The organism is Candidatus Igneacidithiobacillus taiwanensis (assembly GCF_031962545.1).
Classification (GTDB): Bacteria; Pseudomonadota; Gammaproteobacteria; order Acidithiobacillales; family Acidithiobacillaceae; genus Igneacidithiobacillus; species Igneacidithiobacillus taiwanensis.
This window is the reverse complement of the sequence record NZ_JAVRKK010000016.1, coordinates 17,050-37,188: the sequence shown is the minus strand read 5'-3', so window position 1 is coordinate 37,188 and position 20,139 is coordinate 17,050. Positions and strand designations below refer to the sequence as shown.

Here is a 20,139-nt window from a genome sequence, read left to right as displayed (position 1 = left end):
CGCGCCACATCGGAAACATGGATGAAATCGCGCTCCTGTAGACCATCGCCCCGCACGGTTAGCGGCACTCCACGACGTATTTGCTCGATGAAACGGGAAATCACCCCACTGTAGGGGGAATGAGGATCCTGCCGAGGACCGTAGACATTGAAATAGCGCAGACCAAGCTGTGAAAGCCCGTGCATCCTGCCATAGAGCTCGGCGTAGAGTTCATTGCTATATTTTTCGAGACCGTAGGGCGAGATCGGACGAATGGTCCCCTCTTCGCGTACCGGTAGGATTTCGGGGTCGCCGTAGACCGCTGCCGAGGAGGCATAGACGAGCCGCGCACCTTGCTTCCGCGCGGCCTCCAGCACTCGCACAAAGCCAACGACATTCTGTTCACTGGAACGAATCGGATCCTCGATGCTGCGCTGCACCGAGACCTGGGCGGCAAGGTGGAGGATGGCAGACACATCAGTACAAGCGTTACGCAAACAATTTGCATCTTCGAGATCGCCCGCAACGATTTCTAAATTACGGGCGTGCTCGGGTAGATTTTCTCGGCGTCCCGTCGAAAAATTATCCAGAACACGAACGCGATGCCCTTCCTCCAACAACAGATCAACCGTATGCGAACCAATAAAACCGGCTCCGCCGATCACCAAAATTACGCTCTCATCGTTTTTCATATGCATCCTCATCGCGCCCGCACAAAGGTCAGATAGTCGATCCTTCTCAAATCCCAAGCCAGTAAGTAGAGCCCAAGAACATCGGCGACAAAGAGCGCCCCCAGGAATCCCAGACCATAAAAGAAGGGGCCAAACCACAACGTTGCCCAAGTAAAGAAAAAGTTCCCCAGCAGAAACATCACGGTGAGCAACACACTGCGACTACGCAGATCGAGATAAAAATAGACATTGAGTAGGCTCATCAAGAGCAATTGCAAACTTACACCAACAACATCAAATTGAAAGATCCGTGCGTAGCTCTCGGAGTACCCCAAAAGCGCGAGTAGCGGTTTGGTGAAGGCAAAGGCCAGTAATACGGTAATGCCCTGGATCTTGGCGATATCCCAAAGCCCGGCTCGGGTGGCGAGAATCATACCGAGCTTGGCGCTACGCAATTCGCCATAGGTTCCACCCTCAACAATAGCGCGATTGTAGGCATCGTAGGCCTCGACAAAATCCGTTTCCAAACGAAACAAAAAGACCGCCAAGCCCGGCACAATCAAGAGATAGCTCAAAAAAATGGGGACGTCGTAGATCGGCGAAGCACGCAGCGGCCCGATGACCGCAGCACTGGTACTGGGATAAAACCAGAACCAAAATTTATCGACCCAAACCGCCAAATTAAAAGCAGCCCCCACCAACGACAAGGACCAGAACAAGCGATTGGCTCGATGTGCAGGCCACTGCAAAAAACCCGGGAATTGGCGAATGACCAAGACGCCAAGACCGAGCAGCAAGACCAGTTGCCCGAGGGCAAAAGCGAAAAGATAGCCATCTAGCCCGTATTGCCGGCCCAAGGGCAGGCCGAGCCCTACCACTAGGGCATAGGCTAACAAGTAGCCGATCACCAGCGCCTTATAATCCTTCAAGCTGGTTCCCATGATGGTCAGTATCCACACCCCACAGAGTTCGACAAAGGCGATCCCCATAAGGATTTGGTAGAGAATGGGCGTGCCGCCAAAAAAGAAGAACAATACCGCCGCCGCGAAAAGCGCACCGGGGAAAATTGCCACAACCAGCATGGTGAGCAAAATGGTCACCACCGAACGCGCTTGGCGCGCAAAGAGCATATCGGCAATATAGCGGGTAAATAGTAGTTGTAAGGGACCGGTAAAAATCAGAGACGTGGCAATGAGATAGGTGACCGACACCTGAAACTGGATAACGGGCTCGCGGGCCGACTGCTCGCCAACGGCGAGGAAACCGACGAGGAGAATGCCGAAGATGGAGAGCAACCAAGGCCCCGAAGAGACCAGGCCCGCATAGCCATACGCTTCAGCGATGGCAAGATAGCTCTTGCGCTGCAGAATCCGTCGCAACTCGAAACCAATGCCGGCCATGTCTACTCCATCAACGCTTGGGTGAAGAGTTGTCGATACTGCCCAAACATTTGTTCTTCTCGGTACTGGCTTTCTACCCGGGCAATGGCGGTTTGGCTGCAACGATCCCAACGCTCCTCGTCGTCAAGAAGCGCAACGATTGCACTGGCCAAGGCTTTGGGATCGGCAATGGGGACGATGATTCCTGCGCGCCGCTCTGCTTCGGCAGTCGCATCGCCGTAGAGTAGCTGCCGGCAGGAACCGACATCGGTGGCTACGACGGGCACACCAGCGGCAAAACTCTCCAACACCGAGAGGGGCAATCCCTCACTAATGGAGCTGAGAATCGTGAGCCGTACCGTTGCCAATACCTCGACAACCGAGCGAAAGCCGAGAAACTGCACGCTTTCCTGCAAGCCGAGATGCTCCACCAAAACCCGACATTCGGCAAAATACTCCTCGTCTTCCTCCGTTGGCCCCACGACCCAACACTGCGTTGCCCGCCCTTGTTGCCGTAACAGCGCAGCAGCCCGAATGAAGGTTTTGATATCTTTGATGGGTACCACACGCCCAATCAGCGCTACGACGTCCTGGCGCTCAGAAAATGCCCGCCGTGCCGGCACCAAGGCCTCTACACCGATGCCGTTAGGTATGGTGCGCAGTTTTTCTTGCGGCGCGCCACCTGCCAACTGCAAAGGGATCACTCCGGCATATAAATTGATGATTTGCCAAGCCTGTTGATAAGCAAGTCTGCCGAGAAATTCAAAAAAATGAATCCAGAGCTGACGCAAGTAATGAATTTGCCCAGGTCGACGCAAAAATTCCTCATCCTGCTGAATCCAGCGCGCCATGAGAAGATCTATGCGCCGCTCCTTGGTGTAGATACCATGTTCGGAAATAATCAAGGGTCGATTTTGGCGCGCCGCCAAAAGTGCCCCTAAATAGCCCGCATAGCCCGTTGATGGAGAAAGAAAGATTTTTGCCTGCGGTGCTGCCTGCAAAGCAGACTGTAAATACCACAAAGGCGCGTGCATACCGCGTATCGTCCAGAAGTAATCGACAAAGGGCGGTTGATCGGGAATTTCGGCATACCGCTGCAAAAAATAGTCCCATATAGCCGGTGAGCGGAGAAACTCAGCGTGGCTGACGCCGAAATTCTCGGCCAAATCATAGTCCTGCAACGGGCAGACCTCCCCCTGCAAGCAGGCCCGCATCTGCACATGGGCGTGCCGCAGCTGCTCTTCATCGAGCCGGCTTTTGCCGGCGCTAATCGCAACCGGTTGATTACTCTCGTCGTAGAGAAAATACTCGGCAAAATAGTTGACATTCTCCGGTAGCGCGTAGGGCTGGCTGCGGCCATAGTCGGATTTTGCACTGCCCAGAAAAACGATACCGAAACGATATTCGGGAAAACCCTCTATGATGCGTTTGATCCAAGAAGAAACCCCACCGCGCACGTAGGGAAAGGTACCCTCCAACAGCAGCAAGATATCCGTAGAATTCGCCTCTTTCCGTTCCATCAGGAAACCTTTCCTTGCCAGTAGCGATACGAGGACCCATAGCGGGGTGAAACGGAAAGTTCTGGATGGCGCCGATACACCTCCCGTACCGCACGCAAATCTCGGCGTAGGTATTGTGCTGCAGCCCGGTGGGGGGCGAGGATCGTTGCATCGACCCCATCCTGTTCGGCAGCGTCAAAATACGCTAGTGCTGCTTCGGGCTGTCCCCTTTCCAGAGCACGAAGACCGAGGAGTAAGGCGGGGGCTTCTTGAAAACTCTCGTTGCCTGCGGAACTCTCGCCAGCGCGGGCATCGTCAAGGTGAACCTCCGGCTCTGCCAGCTCCTGCGATACAGAATGCGCAATATTCCAACGCAACCAAGCCAGATACTCCCGGAGCCTTCGAGATAAAGGGCCAGTAGGCTGGGCGGCGATGCGTCGCTGCAAATCGACGAGCATTTCGGTGTTTTGCTGCTCGCGCTGGTCCAAGGCGGCATAGGCCAGAAGGCGAACCTCTTCCGCCTCATCGCGCAGGGCGCTGCGTAGCAGTCGTAACTGCTCGGCAAAACGAGAACTGATGATCTGGGACAAGGCCTCGACCCGTTGCTGGGGGTCTCGCGCTCCCTGCAAACGAGCGGTAATGGCGCCGGGAGCGACCGGTGATGGTCGCAAACGAAAATCCCGAGCGGGAGGCGGCACCTGAATCGTTTCCACCTCGGCATCGCGAACGCGATGGGCCACAGAGCGCAGGGCCGCGGCGTAAACCAAGGCCAGCAACGCGCCGATGAAAGGTAGGGCCAGAGCCAGGAGAAAAAAGAGGGCTGCCGCCAAACGCCGGCCTTTGCGATCGACGACTGGCACCAAGAGGCTGGCGAGCAAGGTAGCCAGCAAGACGAACAAAATGTCGAGCACAAGCCAGTGCATCATGGCTGTAGCTCGAGCCAGCGCGTCAGCTGCTCTGCGGCTGGTCGTGCATCCACCGGCAGAAAATCGGCCCGCACGAAAGCGCTCTCCCACAGGGTTGCGCAGCATTTCTGCAGCTCCGACTCGACTCTGGCGCGTTGCCCTTCGGCAGCGCTAGAGCCCGCAAAGGGGAGCAGAAGCAGTACCAGGAGATGCCCATCACTCTCATGGACCCAAAAAATATCGAGACCGCGCCGTAGATTTTGCATACGCCGGACAAGCTCCTGCGCTTCCCGACCGGCACGAAACAGATAGCGCTGGCAGATACCAACCTCGGGCACGATCGCCGCAAGGCCGCGCAGTTGCAGCAGATCTGCCGCAAAATCGACTGGGCAGTCCGCCCAACGGACCAACAGCTCCGTTGCGCCCATACGCGCGTCTCGATAGTTGCAAAGGTACTGAAAGAAGACCTCGATGATCTTCATGCTTTCGAAGGTGATGGCGAAAAAGCTCATGTCTTCAATACAGAGAAGATCGCGGTCGGTCTTTTCGTGACCGTGGACATGCACGCTCAAATAGCGGTGCATGCGCTCCAGTTCCAGATCCGCAAGCTGCTGGCTGCGGCCCTCGGCGAGGGCAGCACGCGCTACCGGATCGGCGCCGTCCCAGTCGGTTACTTTCCCTAGTGCCGCCAGTTGCTGCGGTCGGGAAGCCCCCGCCTCCCAACGGTACCAGGATGCCACCTGTACCCCCGCCAGTTGATTGAGGAAATACAACACCTTTTCGAAGACTGCCGGCGCCAAAGGAGCACGGCGCAGATCGTCGCGCAATTCCAGCAAGGCACTACGTACCGAAACGGGCTGATATAGCAAGCTTTGCTCTAAACGATCGAGGGAGGTGCGCGTTACATAGAGATCATCGGCCAACTGACGCAGGCGGGTAGCGGTGATTTCCTCCTGCAAGGCACGCCCGGCCTCACGCCGCATCCAGTGGGAGGCGTATTCGGCAGCAATGAGGGTCAGCAAAAGGGTGCCTGCTGCAACCGGCAAAAAAAGATCCAGTGGGTAGGGATGCCACCAAGTAGCTGCCGAAAGGATGATTGCCGCCAGAGCCCCTGGAAGGAATTCGTAGCGCAGGGCAATCAGCAGGGGAACCAGCAGCAGCCAGGGAAAGGGCTGTTGTAGCAACAGCGGGTCTTGCGGCACCAGAAAATGGGTGAGCAAGAGCACCGAGACCGGCAGGAGAATGGCCTCCAGCCAGCCTTCGCCACGCCGCGGGATCGCTGTCAGCAAACCCATGCTCAGCGCGCCAGGGCTCGATCCAAGAGACGCTGAATCAAGCGTTGCGCAACACCACCGGTGCCGCCACGCCCGAGGCTACCGCCGTGCGCACTGCCAACACCACTCCAGACCACTCGATCGTTGGCCACATCCACTACCCACAGGGTCATGGCGACTTCCGGTTCGGCATTGATGCCGGCACGGTAGGTCCACTCATCCACACTTCCCGCCAAGGCATAGCGGGCGCCATTGCTGCGCGCCGCGGCCAGAGCGCTGGCGTACTCCTGCTTCCAATCGCCACCGAGCAGATCCTGGGTGCGGGTATTGATGGGCAGCGTTCCAACCACGCGTTGCCCGTCACTCTGCAAAATTCCGGCGGCCAAAGCGGCAGCGCGGGCATTGGCCATGGGTGTTTCGGTATTATTGGCAAAAGGGAGAACGGCCCACGCGAGATCCTGCGCCTTGGGCAGGGGTTTGGCCGTGCGCAGATCCATGCCAGCACAGCCGGAAAGCAGTACCAGAAATCCTACAGAAACCAGCAGCGATCGCCATCTCATCATCACAACTCCCTCAGTCTAAAAATAAAATCGGTATCCCATCTTGAAAATCTGTTGGTTGATGGCCAGCCCATTGCCCCCTTGCCCCTGGGAAAAGCCAATCCGCAAACGATCGGGCCCAAAAACCGGAGTGCTGACCCCGGTATCGAGCTGGTACTGCATGCCAAAGCGGGTGTTGTCGTAGACGCTCACTGCCAAGTACGGCGTCCAATTGCTGTCGATGGTGCGCTCCCACTGCCCCCACTGCAGACGAACACCAACATCGCCATAACTTCCGGGCAGTATGGTGTCGATGTTGCGCGCGTCCGGCGCGAGGGTTTGCGCGACGACACCTTCGAGCTGGCCGCTGCGATGCAGATTGTGATAGTCGACGAAGGGCCCCAACTGCAGCTCCCAAGGCCCCAAGCCATGACGCCATAACATCGACGCTTCCGCAAAGACATCGGAACCCAGATCGACTCCGTCCTGGCCCTGGTACTGCCGCCAGCCGGCGCCCACCCCCGCCATCCAGGAGCCCAATTGCTGCGTTAATTGCCATTCGATGCGATTGGACATCCCTGCTATGGCAAGAGCTGGACTTTGTAAGCTGCGATCGTGGTACGCCAAGGTGCCGGTGAGCTCGCGCGTTGCCGACCATTGCCAGCGACCTTTGAGATTCAGGGTGAGGTTGTTGCGCACTCCTTGATAACTGCCAACGAGCCCCTGGATGTCCCAGCCGGGCTGCTGCCAGTACAAACCAATAGCCTGCCGCTGACTCCAGGCCGGTACCGACAACAACTGTGCCGAGCTCGACGCCGACTGCCGCAAGGCGTCGGCATCGAGTTGGATACCCCAGGTATTGCCCAGGGCGAGGCGACCGCGCAAGTGCGGGCCGATCTCGGTCAAGCCATTGAAACTCCGCCAAGAAGTCGAGAGGTCCGCATAACTTGCGCTCTTGCGTACGGCCTGCAGATATTCCCGCCGCAGGCGCCAATCGTAGGGATCCACCTCCATAGCCGCCAGGGCATCTTTACGCCCCTCGGCATATCGTCCTAACTCCATTTGCGCCTGCAGACGATCGCGAACCGGTAGACGCTCTGGATGTTGCAGTAACTTTGCCATTTCCGGCCCATCGTGACGATGCAGGGCAAGGCTGAGTTTTGCCCAATCGGGGGTAGGCTGGGGATTGTTTTGGATGAGCACCTGTGCCAATCCCCAATAGCCCTGGGCCAAGGCCCAAGAGATGGCGGGCAAATAGTCGCCCCGCTTTGCCTCAGCCAGGAGCACGCGACGGGTGGCATCACCGAGACTTGGCGAAGAAGACAGACTATCTGCCAGCGTACGCAAGGGGTCTTCGGCGAAGGGGGATGTCGCCACGGGCGGGGGCGCATCTGCCGCCTTGGTGATGGCGGCCGAGGAAATCGGGGCACCCGCCGACACCAGGCCGGCGGGAGTCGGATCAGCAGTGGATTCGGCAGCCAGTGCACCAGGGGCGTAGCACAGTACCCCTAACCCAGAAACCAGAAAATAGCCATAGTCGCGTCGACTCATGGCTGCGCTCCCGAAGGCTTGCGCTCGAGTTCCTGGTAACTCCGCCAGGCTGCCAGGCGACGTTGCGACCAAGCCAAGCCTGGGCTACCACTTTCTGCCCAAAGACCCGCCTGCTGCAGGAGCGCTTGCGGCGTGTCGTCCCGCGCCATGCTTTTGCTCCCGTGCACAAAGAGGGCTGCACGATTTTGCCCAATGCGCTCCAAGGCATTGGCAACCACCTCCCGCAGCCCTGGCGCCGGATGCAAGGTATCACCCACCAACAAGGCGCGTAGGGTCGCGATGCGACCATGGTCGATGAGCATCCACAACAGATTGCTTTGCGCCAGCTCGTCTTCGGGATTGCGGCGCAAGGCCTCGGCGTAGGCGTGCCCGGCCCGACCGTAATTTCCCTGGGAACTCGCCCATTGCCCCATCGCCATCCAGTACGCCGTATAGTTGCGGATACCGTCTGGATCCTTGGGGGGAATCTGTTGGAGCAGGGCCCCGAGCTTTTGCCACTCTTGCGCGGCGCCAGCGTAGTAGATGGCCTCAAAATAAAAAAGCGGCAAGTGGTAGCGCTGCCAGCCTTGTTCCGCAACATGCATGGCCGCCTGGGCGTTTTCCTTACCGCTCAGGAGTACCAAGCGTTGCAGATCGTACTGGCTGGCAGCACCCAGTAGATACAGTGTCTTCTCTGCCGCAAAGGCGGCGGGATCGTCGTGAATTTCCCAAGCGAGCAAGGCATAGAGTTGCCAGAAGGGGACATCATCGAGGTCGGCCGAGGCGCGCGCCTGCTCTAGGGCCTGAAAGGCAAGGCGATAGTTTCCCTGCATCGACAGCAGTCGTGCCTCCTCCACCGCCGTGTGGGGAGTCGATCCATAGAGTTGCGCGCTGCGCTGCAAAGCCGCGAGGCTTTGGTGAACCTGCCCCAGTTGGTAGCTCAGGTAGGCTTTCTGTTCGAGAAGATAGCGGCGCGGACCACCGCGCTGCAAGGCAGCATCGATATCGGCCAAGGCTTTGTCGGGCTCTCCCAACTCGCCGTAGGCAAATATCAAGGCCTTCCAGTCGGCGTCACTGAGGGTACCGGCGCGCGCAGCAGGGCTGAGAAGTTGAACCACCAGATCCGGGCGCGACAGGCTTACCGCCAGGGTAATCGCTTGGCGACTAGCTGCCGCATCGCCGTGCTGGGCAAGCCAGGTCCATTGGGTGAGAGCCTGCTCCCGCTGTCCCAGCCACAGAGAGACCTGAATCAGTCGCTGACGCCATTGCCGATCATCTGGTCGCTGCAGAACAGCCGTGTAGGCCAAGCGATAAGCTTCCTGCAGGCGATGAGACTGGAGAAAGGCGCTATAGGCAAGGTCGTAAAGCTTGGCGGAGTATGCCCCCGGAAAAGGTTGCACCACGATGGGCGGCTTGTACCAAGAGGGGGAAACGCCGCCTTGGTCCAGATACGCCATACCCTTGCCCGTCTTCTGACTCTGCTGCAGGTCCGCCGCAAAGGCATTTGCATCCTCCTTGTGCCTCAGATACTTGGCTCGCCACTGGGCGTCATCGGAGGCGAGACTTCCGGGCGCCTTCCACCAGTCCTGCGGAACGCTGGGACTCGCATGCGCCAGCACCGGTAAGGAGAGCCAGAAGAGCAGAGTGATCTCTCGCCTCACGAGGGCTTTCCTCCAGGCTGTGGCTGCACCAACGCGCTATGCAGCCACTGTGCCGCTAGGCCCGGCTGGCCAGCCGCCAGGGCGAGTCGGGACATAAAAATGACCACTTGGCGATCCTGCCAAAGCGCTGGCTTGCGGGCGAGCAGAGCTTGGCAACGGGTCAAGGCGACGGCAGCGCTCGCGCCTCCTTGTAGCCATCGCCCCCCTTGCAGGAGGAGCGCCTTCTGCCGCGCAAGACTGGGCGTTTGCGCCGCTAAATCGAGCAAGATCTGCCCTGCTGCTGCCGCATCGCCCCCGGCTGCCAGGGCTTGGGCCGCCTGCCACTGGCCCTGCGATGCGAATGCTGGATCGGCTTTGGCTGCGGCGATCCAAAACTTGGCACTCAACCCATACGCGCCGACGGCATAAGCGTCCTTGGCCAAGGAACGTAACTCTGCAGGCGTCCAGCCGCCGAGCTGGAGCAGCCCATCCAGCAGAGGAAGCAGTCCAGCTTCTGCGCGCCGACGCGCTGGCGATTGGGGGGGAATGGCGAGGGCTTGGGCTCGGGCAATCTGCCACTGAAGCAGCCTCGCCTGACGATAGAGAGGATTGTTCGGATTCGCCAATATGGGGGCAATCTGCCGTACGGCAGCGGTAAACTGGCCGCTCTGCAACATCAGGTTGGCGCCTTGGATTTGCGCGCGAGCATCCGCGGCAGACTCACTGAAAGCCCGACGGCCATGCCAGCCATACTGCCAAGCCACCGCGAACACCACCACAATGACCAGCGCGCCAAAGAGGAGGAGGCTCGCCGGTCGAAAGAGGCGCATTCGCGCCTCGACGTTGTGCTCAGGAGCAATGGACATCGATGCGAACATGCTGCGCGGGACTTTGCACTTGGCCGGAGCCCGTCACGGTAGCGGTCTTGCCATCGACGGTGACTTGGCAAGACTGGGCATTGGCGAGATCTAGCTGCACCGGCACGGTTCCAAGCAACTGCGCAGAAAAACCATGGTCATTCTGCTGATAGTTGGCGATGGCCGCATTGGCGCTGGCGATGTAGGGTTCCTTGGGCGGCATTGGCTGCAGGGCAAGATATACGGAATCCTGCCCATCCATATGCACATACCAACGGCCGTTGGGCGTTGGATTATAGCCGGCTATGCCCTGACTCTTGCGTAAATCCGGGTATCCCAGCGCCTTGGGCATGCGCAATTCTTGCAGAGCCTGCGCGCCACCAATCCAGAAGCCGTCTCCTTGGCGGGCAATGCGGATGGTAAAGAAGTTGTTGGCAATCTTGGCATAATCCGCCACATAAATTGGCGTGATAGACTGCGTCAGTACCCAGTCGTAGACCTTTTCCAACGCCGAAAGAGACGCCAGTTTCGTTGCCGTATACCAGTGGGTATAGATATCGATGGGCTTAAGCCGGTGCGGCTTGTTCGTCATCTCGAAGGTTTGAATGACATTGATAAACCCCCAATAGGGACCGTGCCATTGATTAGTAAAGTAATCTTCATTGGCATCGGGGGCAAAAACTTGTAACCATTTGCCGCGAAAAATACCAATGGGGGGTACTGCGGTGATGCTGGGGTCCTTTTTGCTAATGTAACTGGTGCCACCGTTGATGTTTTCCAGCCCAGCCTGGTACGCCAAGCCCACCACCTGGGCATCGGGTTCGCAGTCGCCAGACCACTGGTCGATCACCACTTGTTTACCCGGCGGCGCCAGATGTTTGTCGATCCATTTGGCGGCCCCCACTGCCTCCATGTAGGGGCTGAACTTGTACCCCGGTACTGGCAGATTGATACCCGGAAAATCCTTTCCTGCCTCGATGGCCGGCCAATTGAACGGATGCGACCACATGTGGGAACCAATCTCGACATAGGGCAGACGGAAGACTTCCTGAGCGACCTTGGTACCCAGCGGTGCAAGAGCAGGATAGAGCCCGCGATCGCCCGGCAGCAAATCGCCGACAATGATCGAGCCCGTGAAAGGCAGTTGGTATTTTTTGAGGATCCGATCCATGTAGACCTGGCCGGCAATGTGGTAGGGCGGGAAATCGGCGCGACTCACAAAACCATCACCATCGGCGTGGGCCATAAAGAGGCGCCGACCACTCTCGGTGGTGGTATCGGGCACGGGCATATCGGGCAGACGAAAAGCTTGCCGATACAGGGTGAAGGGATCGATCAGCCAACGGGTGTCTTTGTTGGGCAGGGTAGTGAGGAGATACGGACTGAGCGCGTAGCCACCCCAAGGCGTAATAGCCGCGGCATCTTCGCGGGCACCGCTGCTATCTTGCAGTTGCAGCCATACCTTACTCCCCTCCGGGGCCTGGGTAGCCAGAAAATCCCGCGGATTTGGGGTGATGGGCATCTCATAATTCATCGGCGCGGCGGCGTGCAACAAGTGCACGGATGTCGTATCGACGCCGTTGGGTGCTGCCATTCCCAACGCCTGAAATGCCTTGGCGTCTAGGTCATTCTGGAAATCTCCCAGAAGCAAAACAGGAATCCCCTGCCCTTTGGCGGCACGGATCCAATCCGAAAGGGCAGCGACGTCATCTACCGGGTCGCCATCACTCCAGAAGATCACCCCCGCATATTCGCCAGGAACCGGAGCCGGCGGCATCCCTTGGGCTAGACGCCGAAATTCCGGGATATAGCCGAGATATTCCAGGGGCATGACGCCATTGGCGAACGGGGTACTGTACTCCTCTGGTTGAGTGCTGTTGTAGAGAATCAACACCTTACGCGGCATCGGTTCGCGTAGCCCGGCGCCAACGGCAGTGAGCTCGGGATTGCTGACATACGGAATGAAGCCTGCTTTGCGGATCCGCTCGGCATCTTCCCACCAACCCTTCCGGTTTAAGGTCGGGGGCATGTAATCGACGACAATCACCGGCAGCCCATAGCCCTGGGCTTTGTGCAGTTCTTGTAACAAAGCGCTGCGCTCGGTCTCCGGGACCTGGGTGTATTGGTGACCGGCTTGGCTCCAACTTTGGTACAGGGACTCGGCCAAGACCGCAACGAGATCTTGATGAATTTGTGGAAGCACCGAAAAACCGCGATTAGCGATGAGCTTGGCATTGGGATGTGCGGCCTTGATGGCCTGAATCAGGTCCACCAGCCCCTGTTCTTGCGCGCCGCGCGCTGCACCCTGGGTAACGGACTCGTAAGAATCCAGGGTATCGAGAAAAAATCCGCGATAGCCCTGCGCCCAGATGGGGTCGACTACCTGCTGCAGCAGATACGTTCGGCAACTGGCCTTGGCCAAATCGATGATCTTGCCGCCCCACTGGGGATTGCTACCTAAAACGCAGTCCGACGGCAGCTGCGCGTAGCGCGCATCACCAGGAACCGTCTCGCCCACGCTCAGGTAAGAAAACACCTGCTGCCCCGGAAGAGCACTCGGTAAGCGCTCCGCGCTCGGGTTGACGATGAGCCAATCGAAATCGTGAAAGGCGGCCGGCACCGGGCCCGATCCATAGTACAGACCAACGCTGGGGAGCGATGCCGCGGCAGCCTGCGCGCCGCCGAACAACAGCAGCGCAAACAAAACACCGGCCAGCCACCGAACGGGTTTCGCCAACGTACCATCCTCCACTACCAAAACTCCCGATGCTTGCGAATTAGGACAGGGTCAAAACCAATTACTATACAGATAAATACGGATTCCGACGATCAAACCCGAGTCAAACAAAGTATGAGGCTGACAAACGTACCGCGCAGCGTTCATTCCATCTCATCGTGAGTCAGTCCAGCGAAGGCTTCCCCGGTGCCCAAGGCCTCGGCGCGATCGGCAGGCACCCCGATTTCACGGGCGGCCTGGGTCATCATGCGCCGATAGTAGTAGCGCGCCAGAGCGGGATCCTTGGCGACTCCCAGTCCCTTTTCATACGCGAGGCCCAGGTCGAAGTCTGCCCGCCCCTCTCCCAAGTCGGAAGCAACACGATACCAGTGCAGGGCTTGCCCCCAATCCTTGCCTACTGTGGTTTCTTGCTTACAGATGGGCGGCGCGTAGAGGGTGCCTAAATAAAAGGCCGCCTCGGGGTGACCGTTTTGCGCCGCCGCCTGCAGCTGCAGCAAGGCCTGCGGATCCTGTTCGGCGCGGTTGCGTAGGGCTTCCCAGTCGTTGGCCGAAGCCGGCAGGCTCAAGGCAAGGGCTGCCAGAGCGATGGTTCCAGCTACGCGTCTCATGCGCCGGCATGCTCCCGTGTGGCGTGAAAGGTGATTTCCGGCCAGCGCTCCATGGTCAACTCCAAATTGACCCGCGACGGCGCCAAGTAGGCCAAGCGATTGCCAGCATCTTCCGCCAGGTGCTCCTCGAGCTTGCGGGTGAATTCCGCCAAGCGCTTGGCGTCTTCGCAAGTTATCCAACGCGCCGTTTGCACCGTAACCGGCTCGAAGCTGGCCTCGACCGCATATTCCGTTTTGAGGCGCTCGGCGACCACGTCAAACTGCAACATGCCAACGGCGCCCAGGATCAAATCCCCCCCTTGCAGTGGTCGAAAGACCTGGGTGGCGCCCTCCTCTGCCAACTGCTGCAAGCCCTTTTGCAGCTGTTTGGCCTTGAGAGGATTGCGCAACCGCACGCGACGAAAGAGCTCCGGTGCAAAATAGGGAATGCCCGTGAACTGCAGCTCCTCGCCCATACTAAAGCTGTCACCAATCTGGATGCTGCCGTGATTGTGCAGACCGATGATGTCACCGGCATAGGCATCTTCCACCAACTCGCGTTCTCGCGCCAAAAAGGTAATGGGATTATGGATCTGGATTTCTCGCCCCAGGCGCAAATGGCGTACCCGCATGCCCCGCTGAAAATGCCCCGAACAGATACGCAAAAAGGCAACGCGATCACGGTGTTGCGGATCCATATTGGCCTGTATCTTGAACACGAAGCCAGAAAAACGCTCCTCCGTCGGCGCGACTTGCCGCGTCGTGGTCGGGCGCGGTAGCGGTGCCGGCGCCCAGTCAATTAGCGCTTGCAAGAGCTCCCGCACGCCAAAATTGTTGATGGCCGAGCCAAAAAACACCGGCGTCAGCCGCCCAGCCAGAAACTCATCGAGGTCAAAAGGATTGGCCGCCGCACGCAGGAGCTCGACCTCCGCGCGCAAGTCAGCGATTTCATCGGGAAAACGCTGATCGAGCAGCGGATTATCGAGGCCGGCAATGAGCTCGAACTCTTGTTCGCGGGTTTCGAGACCGGGCGTAAAGACCAGCATCTCGTCTTTGAGCAAGTGGTACACGCCGCGAAAACGCTTGCCCATGCCCACCGGCCAGGTGACTGGGGCGCAAGCAATGCCGAGCACCGATTCGACCTCATCCATGAGCTCCGTGGGGTCGCGGCTCTCCCGGTCGAATTTGTTCATGAAGGTGATGATGGGGGTGTCGCGCAGGCGGCAGACCTCGAGTAACTTGATCGTCTGCGCCTCCACACCATTGGCGGCGTCGATGACCATGAGCGCCGAATCCACCGCCGTCAGCACACGATAGGTATCTTCCGAAAAATCCTGATGCCCGGGGGTGTCGAGGAGATTGATGACGTGGTCGTGATAAGTGAACTGCATCACCGAACTCGCCACCGAAATACCGCGACTTTTCTCGATATCCATCCAATCGCTGGTGGCGTGGCGACTGCTCTTGCGTGCTTTGACCGTGCCCGCCATCTGGATCGCACCGCCAAAAAGCAACAGCTTTTCGGTGAGGGTAGTCTTACCCGCATCGGGATGGGAGATGATGGCAAAGGTGCGCCGACGGCGGATCTCGTCGACGCTCAAGGGGCGCGACAGCGCCTCGGCAGTTTCAGACATATTGGTCAGCTCTCAGACAGCGTGGAGAGGGAGGGTTGCAGCGCCAAAGACAGCACCAAGGCGTCTTCCCGACCCTCTTTGTTGCGATAATACTGCAAACGCACGCCAATTTCATGGAAGCCGAATTGATGGTAGAGGGCTTGGGCGGCAAGATTGGAAACCCGCACTTCGAGAAAGGCCCGCTCTGCCCCGAGTTGCTGGGCACGACAGAGCAAATGCTCGAGCATGGCGCGACCGAGACCACGGCGACGCCACTCCGGATGTACACCCAGGTTGAGGATATGTGCCTCTGCCGCCCCCACCGAGAGGACGCCGAAACTGCGCAAGGTGCCATCGGCGTCGGTGTCGACCCAGGCATCATAACCCGCGAGGAGGCAGTCGCGGAAAATACCCCGGGTCCAGGGACCGGGAGAAATCTCTGCCTCCAGCGCCGCCACGGCATCCAAGTCGGCTGCCGTCATCACCCGCAAGCTCATCTTTGCCGTGCCTCCTCCGCTTGCGACGGGCGCAGGTACCGCGGCTCCACCGCCTCGGGGGGAATGCCGACCAGGCCATCCGCGGCCTGGCGGCGCGCCAAGGCGAGAATCTGCGCCGCCGCCGGGTAGCAGTCAGCCCGCCAGCACGAGACCTGCGGCCAGCGATCGGCATAGACCGACCAACCCGTACCCAGCCCCAGCCACTCCCCCTCTGCCGGCGGCCAGCCAAGAAGCTCCGGTCGACACACCTGCTCGGCGCCAAGTAACTGCGGCGTTGCTGCGGCGTCCGGCACAAAGGCGGCGGCGTAGACCTCACCCCGCCGCGCATCGAGGGCAACGAGCACCGGGCGCTCAGGGACCGAGGCAGCCAAAGCCTGCAGACTGGAAATAGGGTAGATCGGTCGCTCCATGGCAATGGCCAAGCCCTGCACAGTACTGACCCCCAAACGTACGGCGGTAAACCCCCCTGGCCCCACGCCAACCGCAAAGGCATCGATGTGCGCCAAACGCATGCCCGCTGCGGCCAAGAGTCCGTCGATCATCGGTAAGAGCAGCTCACTGTGGCGGTTGGGGGCAACGATCAGGTCCTGCCACACGCGCTTGCCGTCAAAAAGCGCCACGGAGCAGGCTTCGGTCGCCGTCTCGATGGCCAGCCATGTCTTCATTCCGCGTTCTGCTCCCAAAAGCGCTGCACCTCGGCCAAGTCGGAAGTTTGCCGCATCGGCGGCAGGCTCTGCAAAAAGATCCGCCCGTAGCCTTTGCTGCGCAAACGTGGATCACAGAGCATCAACACACCCCGGTCTTGCTCGGAGCGAATCAGGCGCCCCGCGCCTTGGCACAAGGCGATGACCGCCTGCGGCACCTGGAGCTCCATAAACGGATCTCCCCCCTGGGCGCGCAGACGCTGCAGGCGTGCCTGCAAGACCGGGTCGCCGGGGCTGGCAAAGGGCAGCTTGTCGATGATGACGGTAGAAAGCGCCTCCCCTTGCACATCGATCCCCTCCCAGAAGCTGGCGGCACCGAGGAGAACGGCATTACCGGCGGCGCGAAAACGCTCGAGCAAGCGCGCCCGCGGCGCCTGGCCCTGCACCAGCAAGGGGTAAGTCAAACGGCCAGCGAGAAACGCCGCCGCCTCCTGGAGGGCGCGATGGCTGGTAAAGAGCAAAAAGGCTCGGCCTCTGCTCGCCGCCAGCACCGGCAGTGCCGCCTCCAAGCAGGCGCGGGTGTGGCCAGGATCACTAGGCTGGGGCAGGCCCGCGGGCAAGTAGAGCAATGCCTGCCGTGGGTAATCGAAGGGCGCCGGTGCCAAGAAATCGCGACTCTCCTCCAGCCCAAAGAGCCGCCGCGTTTGCGTAAAATCGCCACCAATGCGCAGGGTGGCACTGATGAGCAGCACTGTTGCGAACTGTGCAAAGAGGCTTTTTTGCAGGGTCTCGCCGGGGTCGAGGGGAGTCGCGTGGAGGAGCAGGCCGCGGCCGCGGCGCTCGCACCATCGTACTTCGTGTTCGTCGCGTCCGGCAGCGGCAAACTGCGCCAATACGGTCTGCAACTCCTCCCCGCGTCGACTACACTGCTCGAGCTTCTGGCCTCGGACGGCCGCCGCTCGCAGTGGCCCCTGCAGCGCTTCGGCGCTGCGCAACAGGGCGCGAAACTGTTCCGCCAAGCGGGAATCGGCATCGGGATGCCACTCCTGCCGCCCTTCCCCAGCGGCCTCCTGCCAGTTTTGTACGGCACGCTCCCAGGCCTGCGTCTGGGCCAGTAAGTCGGCATCATCAGCGGCTTCCGTCAACGCCGCCATACGGCTGTCGCGCCCCCACTCGAGGAGACGATGCGCACTCAAATGCTGGCCAAAAAACTGCGCCGTTAGCTCCGGTAGCTGATGCGCTTCGTCAACGATCAATGCATCGGCGGCGGGCAAGAGATCCCCCTTGCCCTCGGACTTCAGGGCAAGATCCGCCAACAGTAGATGATGATTGACCACGATCAAATCGGCTTCTTGGGCCTGTCGTCGCGCCTCGAGCACCGGACAACGGCTCTGCTCCGGGCAGTCGGCACCAAGGCAATTATCCCGCGTGGATGTCACTAGCGGCCAAACGGCGGAATCCTCTGCCACCCCCCGCAGCTCCGCTATATCGCCCTCCCGCGTGCTGCCGGCCCAATCCGCCACCCGCAGCAGATCACGATGCAGCGTAACGGCCACCCCGCCCTGTAAGGCCTCCTGCAAACGCTGCGGGCAAAGGTAGTTGCTCCGACCTTTGAGGCGCAGCACCCGCAGCGATTGTGGCCAGGCACGACCGAGCAAGGGCAAGTCCTTTTCCAAAATCTGATCTTGCAGGGTACGACTCCCGGTCGAGACGATCACCTGCTTGCCGGAGAGCAGCGCCGGCAACAAGTACGCAAAACTCTTGCCGGTACCGGTTCCGGCCTCGATCAAGCCGACCCCACCGGCAGACAGCGCCGCCGCGACTTCGGCAGCCATCTGCTGCTGCTGTGGGCGCACCCGAAAGCCGGGCAGCAGGGCCGCGAGCGGACTATCCCTACCGAGTAGAGCGTTCCAATCATGCACGGCAATATGACCGCAAGACGATGAGCCGCAGCCCTCGACAGGGAATTTGCGGCAAGCTACCCTCCCCCGCATGTACAAACGTCGTGCTCGCGTCGTCTTTTTGCATGAACAATGCCCGGAAATTGCCGCCCGCGCCGTCGAATGGAGCGAGCAGCACGGTGGCGAATGGTTGGAAGCGCAGCATGAATACCAAGATCGTGAGTGGCCTGATCTTTTGATCCTATTGGATGGACGCGTGCCAGACAAGCTAGATCTACCCAAGCACATCCGCGTCAAGTCCTGGCCACTGGGGACCGCTTGGGAGAGCGAACTGGAAAAACGGGTATTGGGGATGATCGGCGGCTTTCGCCTACTCGCCCGGCTCGATGCCAGCAAGGCCCCCGGGCGACCCTCCTGATTCTGTCCCAACTTGGGCACTCTGCCCGTAAAATTTGTCCAGCGCAGACCATGAGCAAGAGGCTTACCAGCCCGTTTGCAGGCTTTGCCGTACGGCCCCATTATTGCTTAAATGAATCTGTAAAAACGAATCGTCGCAAAACCGGGAGGCAACCGCACCATGTCTGTTCAAGCAGAACAGCCGTTCACGCGTTTCGAAAAATCCTTCCCCAGCAGCCAAAAACAAAATTTGGCCTGGGTTATATTTCTGAGCCTTGGTGCTCTCGGCATCTGGGTCGCATTCCGCGCCCAGTTCTGGATGTGGCAATACATCGTGCTCGGGCTGTGGTACGCCGGGCTCTTGTGGTTTGGCCTCAAATGGCCGCATTTTCGTCTCTTTACGCTCGTGGTGCTGGCCATTGCCGGTAGCGGCGTCGGCCTCTATGCCCTCGGCTACAACGATGGCAACAGCCTGCTTCTACGCTATGTTCTGCATAGCAACGCGATGTTCGATTGGATGAGCGCGGCCATTCTGATCAGCGCCATCGGCTACTACACCTACTTGTTTCGCGGCAGTGAAACCGGCGGTCTTTGGGGCCAACGTTTTGCCTGGGCCGCGGCCGCCCTTGGCTTTGCAGGACTGGCCATCCGCTGGCGTGAAACCTATATCGGCCATCCCAACTGGGGGCATATCCCAGTCAGCAACATCTACGACGTCATGGCCCTGTTCTGCGCCATGACCATTCTGTTTTACCTGTACTATGAGGAAGACACCGAAAGCCGTGGGCTGGGCGCCTTCGTGCTCCCCCTGGTCTTGATTGCCGATATCTTTTTGCTCTGGGTGGGAGCAGCCTACCACCTCGATCGCATCGCGCCTCTGGTGCCGGCTCTGCAAAGCTTCTGGATGAAGATTCACGTACCGTCGATGTTCGTCGCCTATGCGAACTTCTACATCTCGGCCATGGCCGGGCTTGCCTACCTGCTCAAAGATCGTGCCCTCGCGCGTGGTGGGTTCTTGCGCGATCGCCTGCCGAGTCTGGAGATTCTCGAACGCAGTTTTTCCGGAACGATTGCCTTTGGCTTTCTCTTTTTTACCGTCGGCACGATCCTCGGTGCCGTCTGGGCTGCCAAGGCCTGGGGTGGTTTTTGGTCTTGGGATCCCAAAGAAACTTGGGCATTGATCGTCTGGCTGAATTATGCCGGATTTCTCCATGCCCGCAGCCAAAAGAACTGGCATGGTCGGCCCATGGCGTGGTGGGCAGTCATCAGCCTCGTCGTCGTTACCTTTTGCTTTATTGGCGTCGATCTCTTTCTCGGCGGCCTGCACTCCTACGGCAAACTATAGACTAACTCGTGAACAGGGCGGCGGATCTGCGGCAACATACCCCACGAAGGTGTTGATCGACTCCTTTGCTTCTGACCGCCCACCGAATGCGTCACTGTAGTTCTCGATGGGCATTTTTATATCTGCCCGCTGAATGGAAGCCACCG

Annotated in this window: 17 protein-coding genes; 2 read left to right on the top strand and 15 right to left on the bottom strand. The window is 59.4% G+C overall.

Going from position 1 to position 20,139, the window contains the following annotated elements:
• The 15 genes from RTI30_RS04175 to RTI30_RS04105 form a co-directional block, all read right to left on the bottom strand.
• Nucleotides 1-671: NAD-dependent epimerase/dehydratase family protein (locus tag RTI30_RS04175; RefSeq protein WP_312283377.1), on the bottom strand; the 671-nt coding region annotated here is incomplete at its 3' end.
• An 8-nt stretch (nt 672-679) separates the two neighbouring features.
• Nucleotides 680-2,050: an exopolysaccharide Pel transporter PelG gene (pelG, locus tag RTI30_RS04170; RefSeq protein ID WP_312261868.1), complete on the bottom strand. Its 1,371-nt coding sequence runs from the start codon at nt 2,048-2,050 to the stop codon at nt 680-682.
• Between the two features lie 2 nt (nt 2,051-2,052).
• Nucleotides 2,053-3,549: a GT4 family glycosyltransferase PelF gene (gene pelF, locus RTI30_RS04165; RefSeq protein ID WP_312261867.1), complete on the bottom strand. Its 1,497-nt coding sequence runs from the start codon at nt 3,547-3,549 to the stop codon at nt 2,053-2,055.
• On the bottom strand, nt 3,549-4,454 hold the full coding sequence (locus tag RTI30_RS04160) for a hypothetical protein (protein ID WP_312261866.1): 906 nt from the start codon (nt 4,452-4,454) through the stop codon (nt 3,549-3,551). The genes pelF and RTI30_RS04160 overlap by 1 nt, the downstream gene beginning before the upstream one ends.
• Nucleotides 4,451-5,728, bottom strand: a complete 1,278-nt coding sequence (locus RTI30_RS04155; protein ID WP_312261865.1) for a PelD GGDEF domain-containing protein — start codon at nt 5,726-5,728, stop codon at nt 4,451-4,453. The genes RTI30_RS04160 and RTI30_RS04155 overlap by 4 nt, the downstream gene beginning before the upstream one ends.
• 2 nt (nt 5,729-5,730) lie before the next feature.
• On the bottom strand, nt 5,731-6,267 hold the full coding sequence (locus tag RTI30_RS04150; protein WP_312261863.1) for a hypothetical protein: 537 nt from the start codon (nt 6,265-6,267) through the stop codon (nt 5,731-5,733).
• A gap of 18 nt (nt 6,268-6,285) precedes the next feature.
• Nucleotides 6,286-7,797, bottom strand: coding sequence for a hypothetical protein (locus RTI30_RS04145; protein WP_312261861.1), 1,512 nt, complete (start codon nt 7,795-7,797; stop codon nt 6,286-6,288).
• Nucleotides 7,794-9,437, bottom strand: coding sequence for a tetratricopeptide repeat protein (locus RTI30_RS04140; protein WP_312261860.1), 1,644 nt, complete (start codon nt 9,435-9,437; stop codon nt 7,794-7,796). The genes RTI30_RS04145 and RTI30_RS04140 overlap by 4 nt, the downstream gene beginning before the upstream one ends.
• Nucleotides 9,434-10,282, bottom strand: coding sequence for a hypothetical protein (locus RTI30_RS04135; protein WP_312261859.1), 849 nt, complete (start codon nt 10,280-10,282; stop codon nt 9,434-9,436). The genes RTI30_RS04140 and RTI30_RS04135 overlap by 4 nt, the downstream gene beginning before the upstream one ends.
• Nucleotides 10,266-13,010: an endo alpha-1,4 polygalactosaminidase gene (locus RTI30_RS04130; protein ID WP_312261857.1), complete on the bottom strand. Its 2,745-nt coding sequence runs from the start codon at nt 13,008-13,010 to the stop codon at nt 10,266-10,268. Before RTI30_RS04130 ends, RTI30_RS04135 begins: the two co-directional genes overlap by 17 nt.
• Before the next feature lie 143 nt (nt 13,011-13,153).
• Nucleotides 13,154-13,618 carry a sel1 repeat family protein gene (locus RTI30_RS04125; RefSeq protein WP_312261856.1) on the bottom strand — a complete coding sequence of 155 codons (465 nt, stop codon included), beginning with the start codon at nt 13,616-13,618 and terminating at the stop codon, nt 13,154-13,156.
• Nucleotides 13,615-15,231, bottom strand: a complete 1,617-nt coding sequence (locus RTI30_RS04120; protein WP_312261854.1) for a peptide chain release factor 3 — start codon at nt 15,229-15,231, stop codon at nt 13,615-13,617. The genes RTI30_RS04125 and RTI30_RS04120 overlap by 4 nt, the downstream gene beginning before the upstream one ends.
• A gap of 5 nt (nt 15,232-15,236) precedes the next feature.
• The gene (rimI, locus tag RTI30_RS04115) at nt 15,237-15,707 is read right to left on the bottom strand and encodes a ribosomal protein S18-alanine N-acetyltransferase (RefSeq protein ID WP_312261852.1); all 471 of its coding nucleotides are present in this window, start codon (nt 15,705-15,707) and stop codon (nt 15,237-15,239) included.
• Nucleotides 15,704-16,372: a tRNA (adenosine(37)-N6)-threonylcarbamoyltransferase complex dimerization subunit type 1 TsaB gene (tsaB, locus tag RTI30_RS04110; RefSeq protein WP_312261851.1), complete on the bottom strand. Its 669-nt coding sequence runs from the start codon at nt 16,370-16,372 to the stop codon at nt 15,704-15,706. Before tsaB ends, rimI begins: the two co-directional genes overlap by 4 nt.
• Nucleotides 16,369-18,273 (bottom strand): ATP-dependent DNA helicase, encoded by a 1,905-nt coding sequence (locus tag RTI30_RS04105; RefSeq protein WP_312261849.1) that lies wholly within the window; start codon nt 18,271-18,273, stop codon nt 16,369-16,371. The genes tsaB and RTI30_RS04105 overlap by 4 nt, the downstream gene beginning before the upstream one ends.
• A 70-nt stretch (nt 18,274-18,343) precedes the next feature.
• On the opposite strand from RTI30_RS04105, the gene RTI30_RS04100 reads away from it, so the two are divergent.
• Together RTI30_RS04100 and ccsB are read left to right on the top strand one after the other, a co-directional pair.
• Entirely contained in the window at nt 18,344-18,670 is a 327-nt protein-coding gene (locus RTI30_RS04100) for a hypothetical protein (RefSeq protein WP_312261847.1), read from the top strand.
• A 159-nt stretch (nt 18,671-18,829) separates the two neighbouring features.
• Complete coding sequence (gene ccsB, locus RTI30_RS04095) at nt 18,830-19,993, top strand: c-type cytochrome biogenesis protein CcsB (protein WP_312261845.1); 1,164 nt, start codon at nt 18,830-18,832, stop codon at nt 19,991-19,993.
• Nucleotides 19,994-20,139: the final 146 nt, after the last annotated feature.

Coding starts and splice junctions, on each gene's coding strand:
- RTI30_RS04125 (WP_312261856.1), bottom strand. CDS start 13,618: ATGAGACGCGTAGCTGGAACCATCGCTCTGGCAGCCCTTGCCTTGAGC.
- RTI30_RS04100 (WP_312261847.1), top strand. CDS start 18,344: ATGTACAAACGTCGTGCTCGCGTCGTCTTTTTGCATGAACAATGCCCG.
- RTI30_RS04155 (WP_312261865.1), bottom strand. CDS start 5,728: ATGGGTTTGCTGACAGCGATCCCGCGGCGTGGCGAAGGCTGGCTGGAG.
- pelF (WP_312261867.1), bottom strand. CDS start 3,549: ATGGAACGGAAAGAGGCGAATTCTACGGATATCTTGCTGCTGTTGGAG.
- RTI30_RS04160 (WP_312261866.1), bottom strand. CDS start 4,454: ATGATGCACTGGCTTGTGCTCGACATTTTGTTCGTCTTGCTGGCTACC.
- pelG (WP_312261868.1), bottom strand. CDS start 2,050: ATGGCCGGCATTGGTTTCGAGTTGCGACGGATTCTGCAGCGCAAGAGC.
- RTI30_RS04145 (WP_312261861.1), bottom strand. CDS start 7,797: ATGAGTCGACGCGACTATGGCTATTTTCTGGTTTCTGGGTTAGGGGTA.
- tsaB (WP_312261851.1), bottom strand. CDS start 16,372: ATGAAGACATGGCTGGCCATCGAGACGGCGACCGAAGCCTGCTCCGTG.
- ccsB (WP_312261845.1), top strand. CDS start 18,830: ATGTCTGTTCAAGCAGAACAGCCGTTCACGCGTTTCGAAAAATCCTTC.
- RTI30_RS04135 (WP_312261859.1), bottom strand. CDS start 10,282: ATGTCCATTGCTCCTGAGCACAACGTCGAGGCGCGAATGCGCCTCTTT.
- RTI30_RS04120 (WP_312261854.1), bottom strand. CDS start 15,231: ATGTCTGAAACTGCCGAGGCGCTGTCGCGCCCCTTGAGCGTCGACGAG.
- rimI (WP_312261852.1), bottom strand. CDS start 15,707: ATGAGCTTGCGGGTGATGACGGCAGCCGACTTGGATGCCGTGGCGGCG.
- RTI30_RS04150 (WP_312261863.1), bottom strand. CDS start 6,267: ATGAGATGGCGATCGCTGCTGGTTTCTGTAGGATTTCTGGTACTGCTT.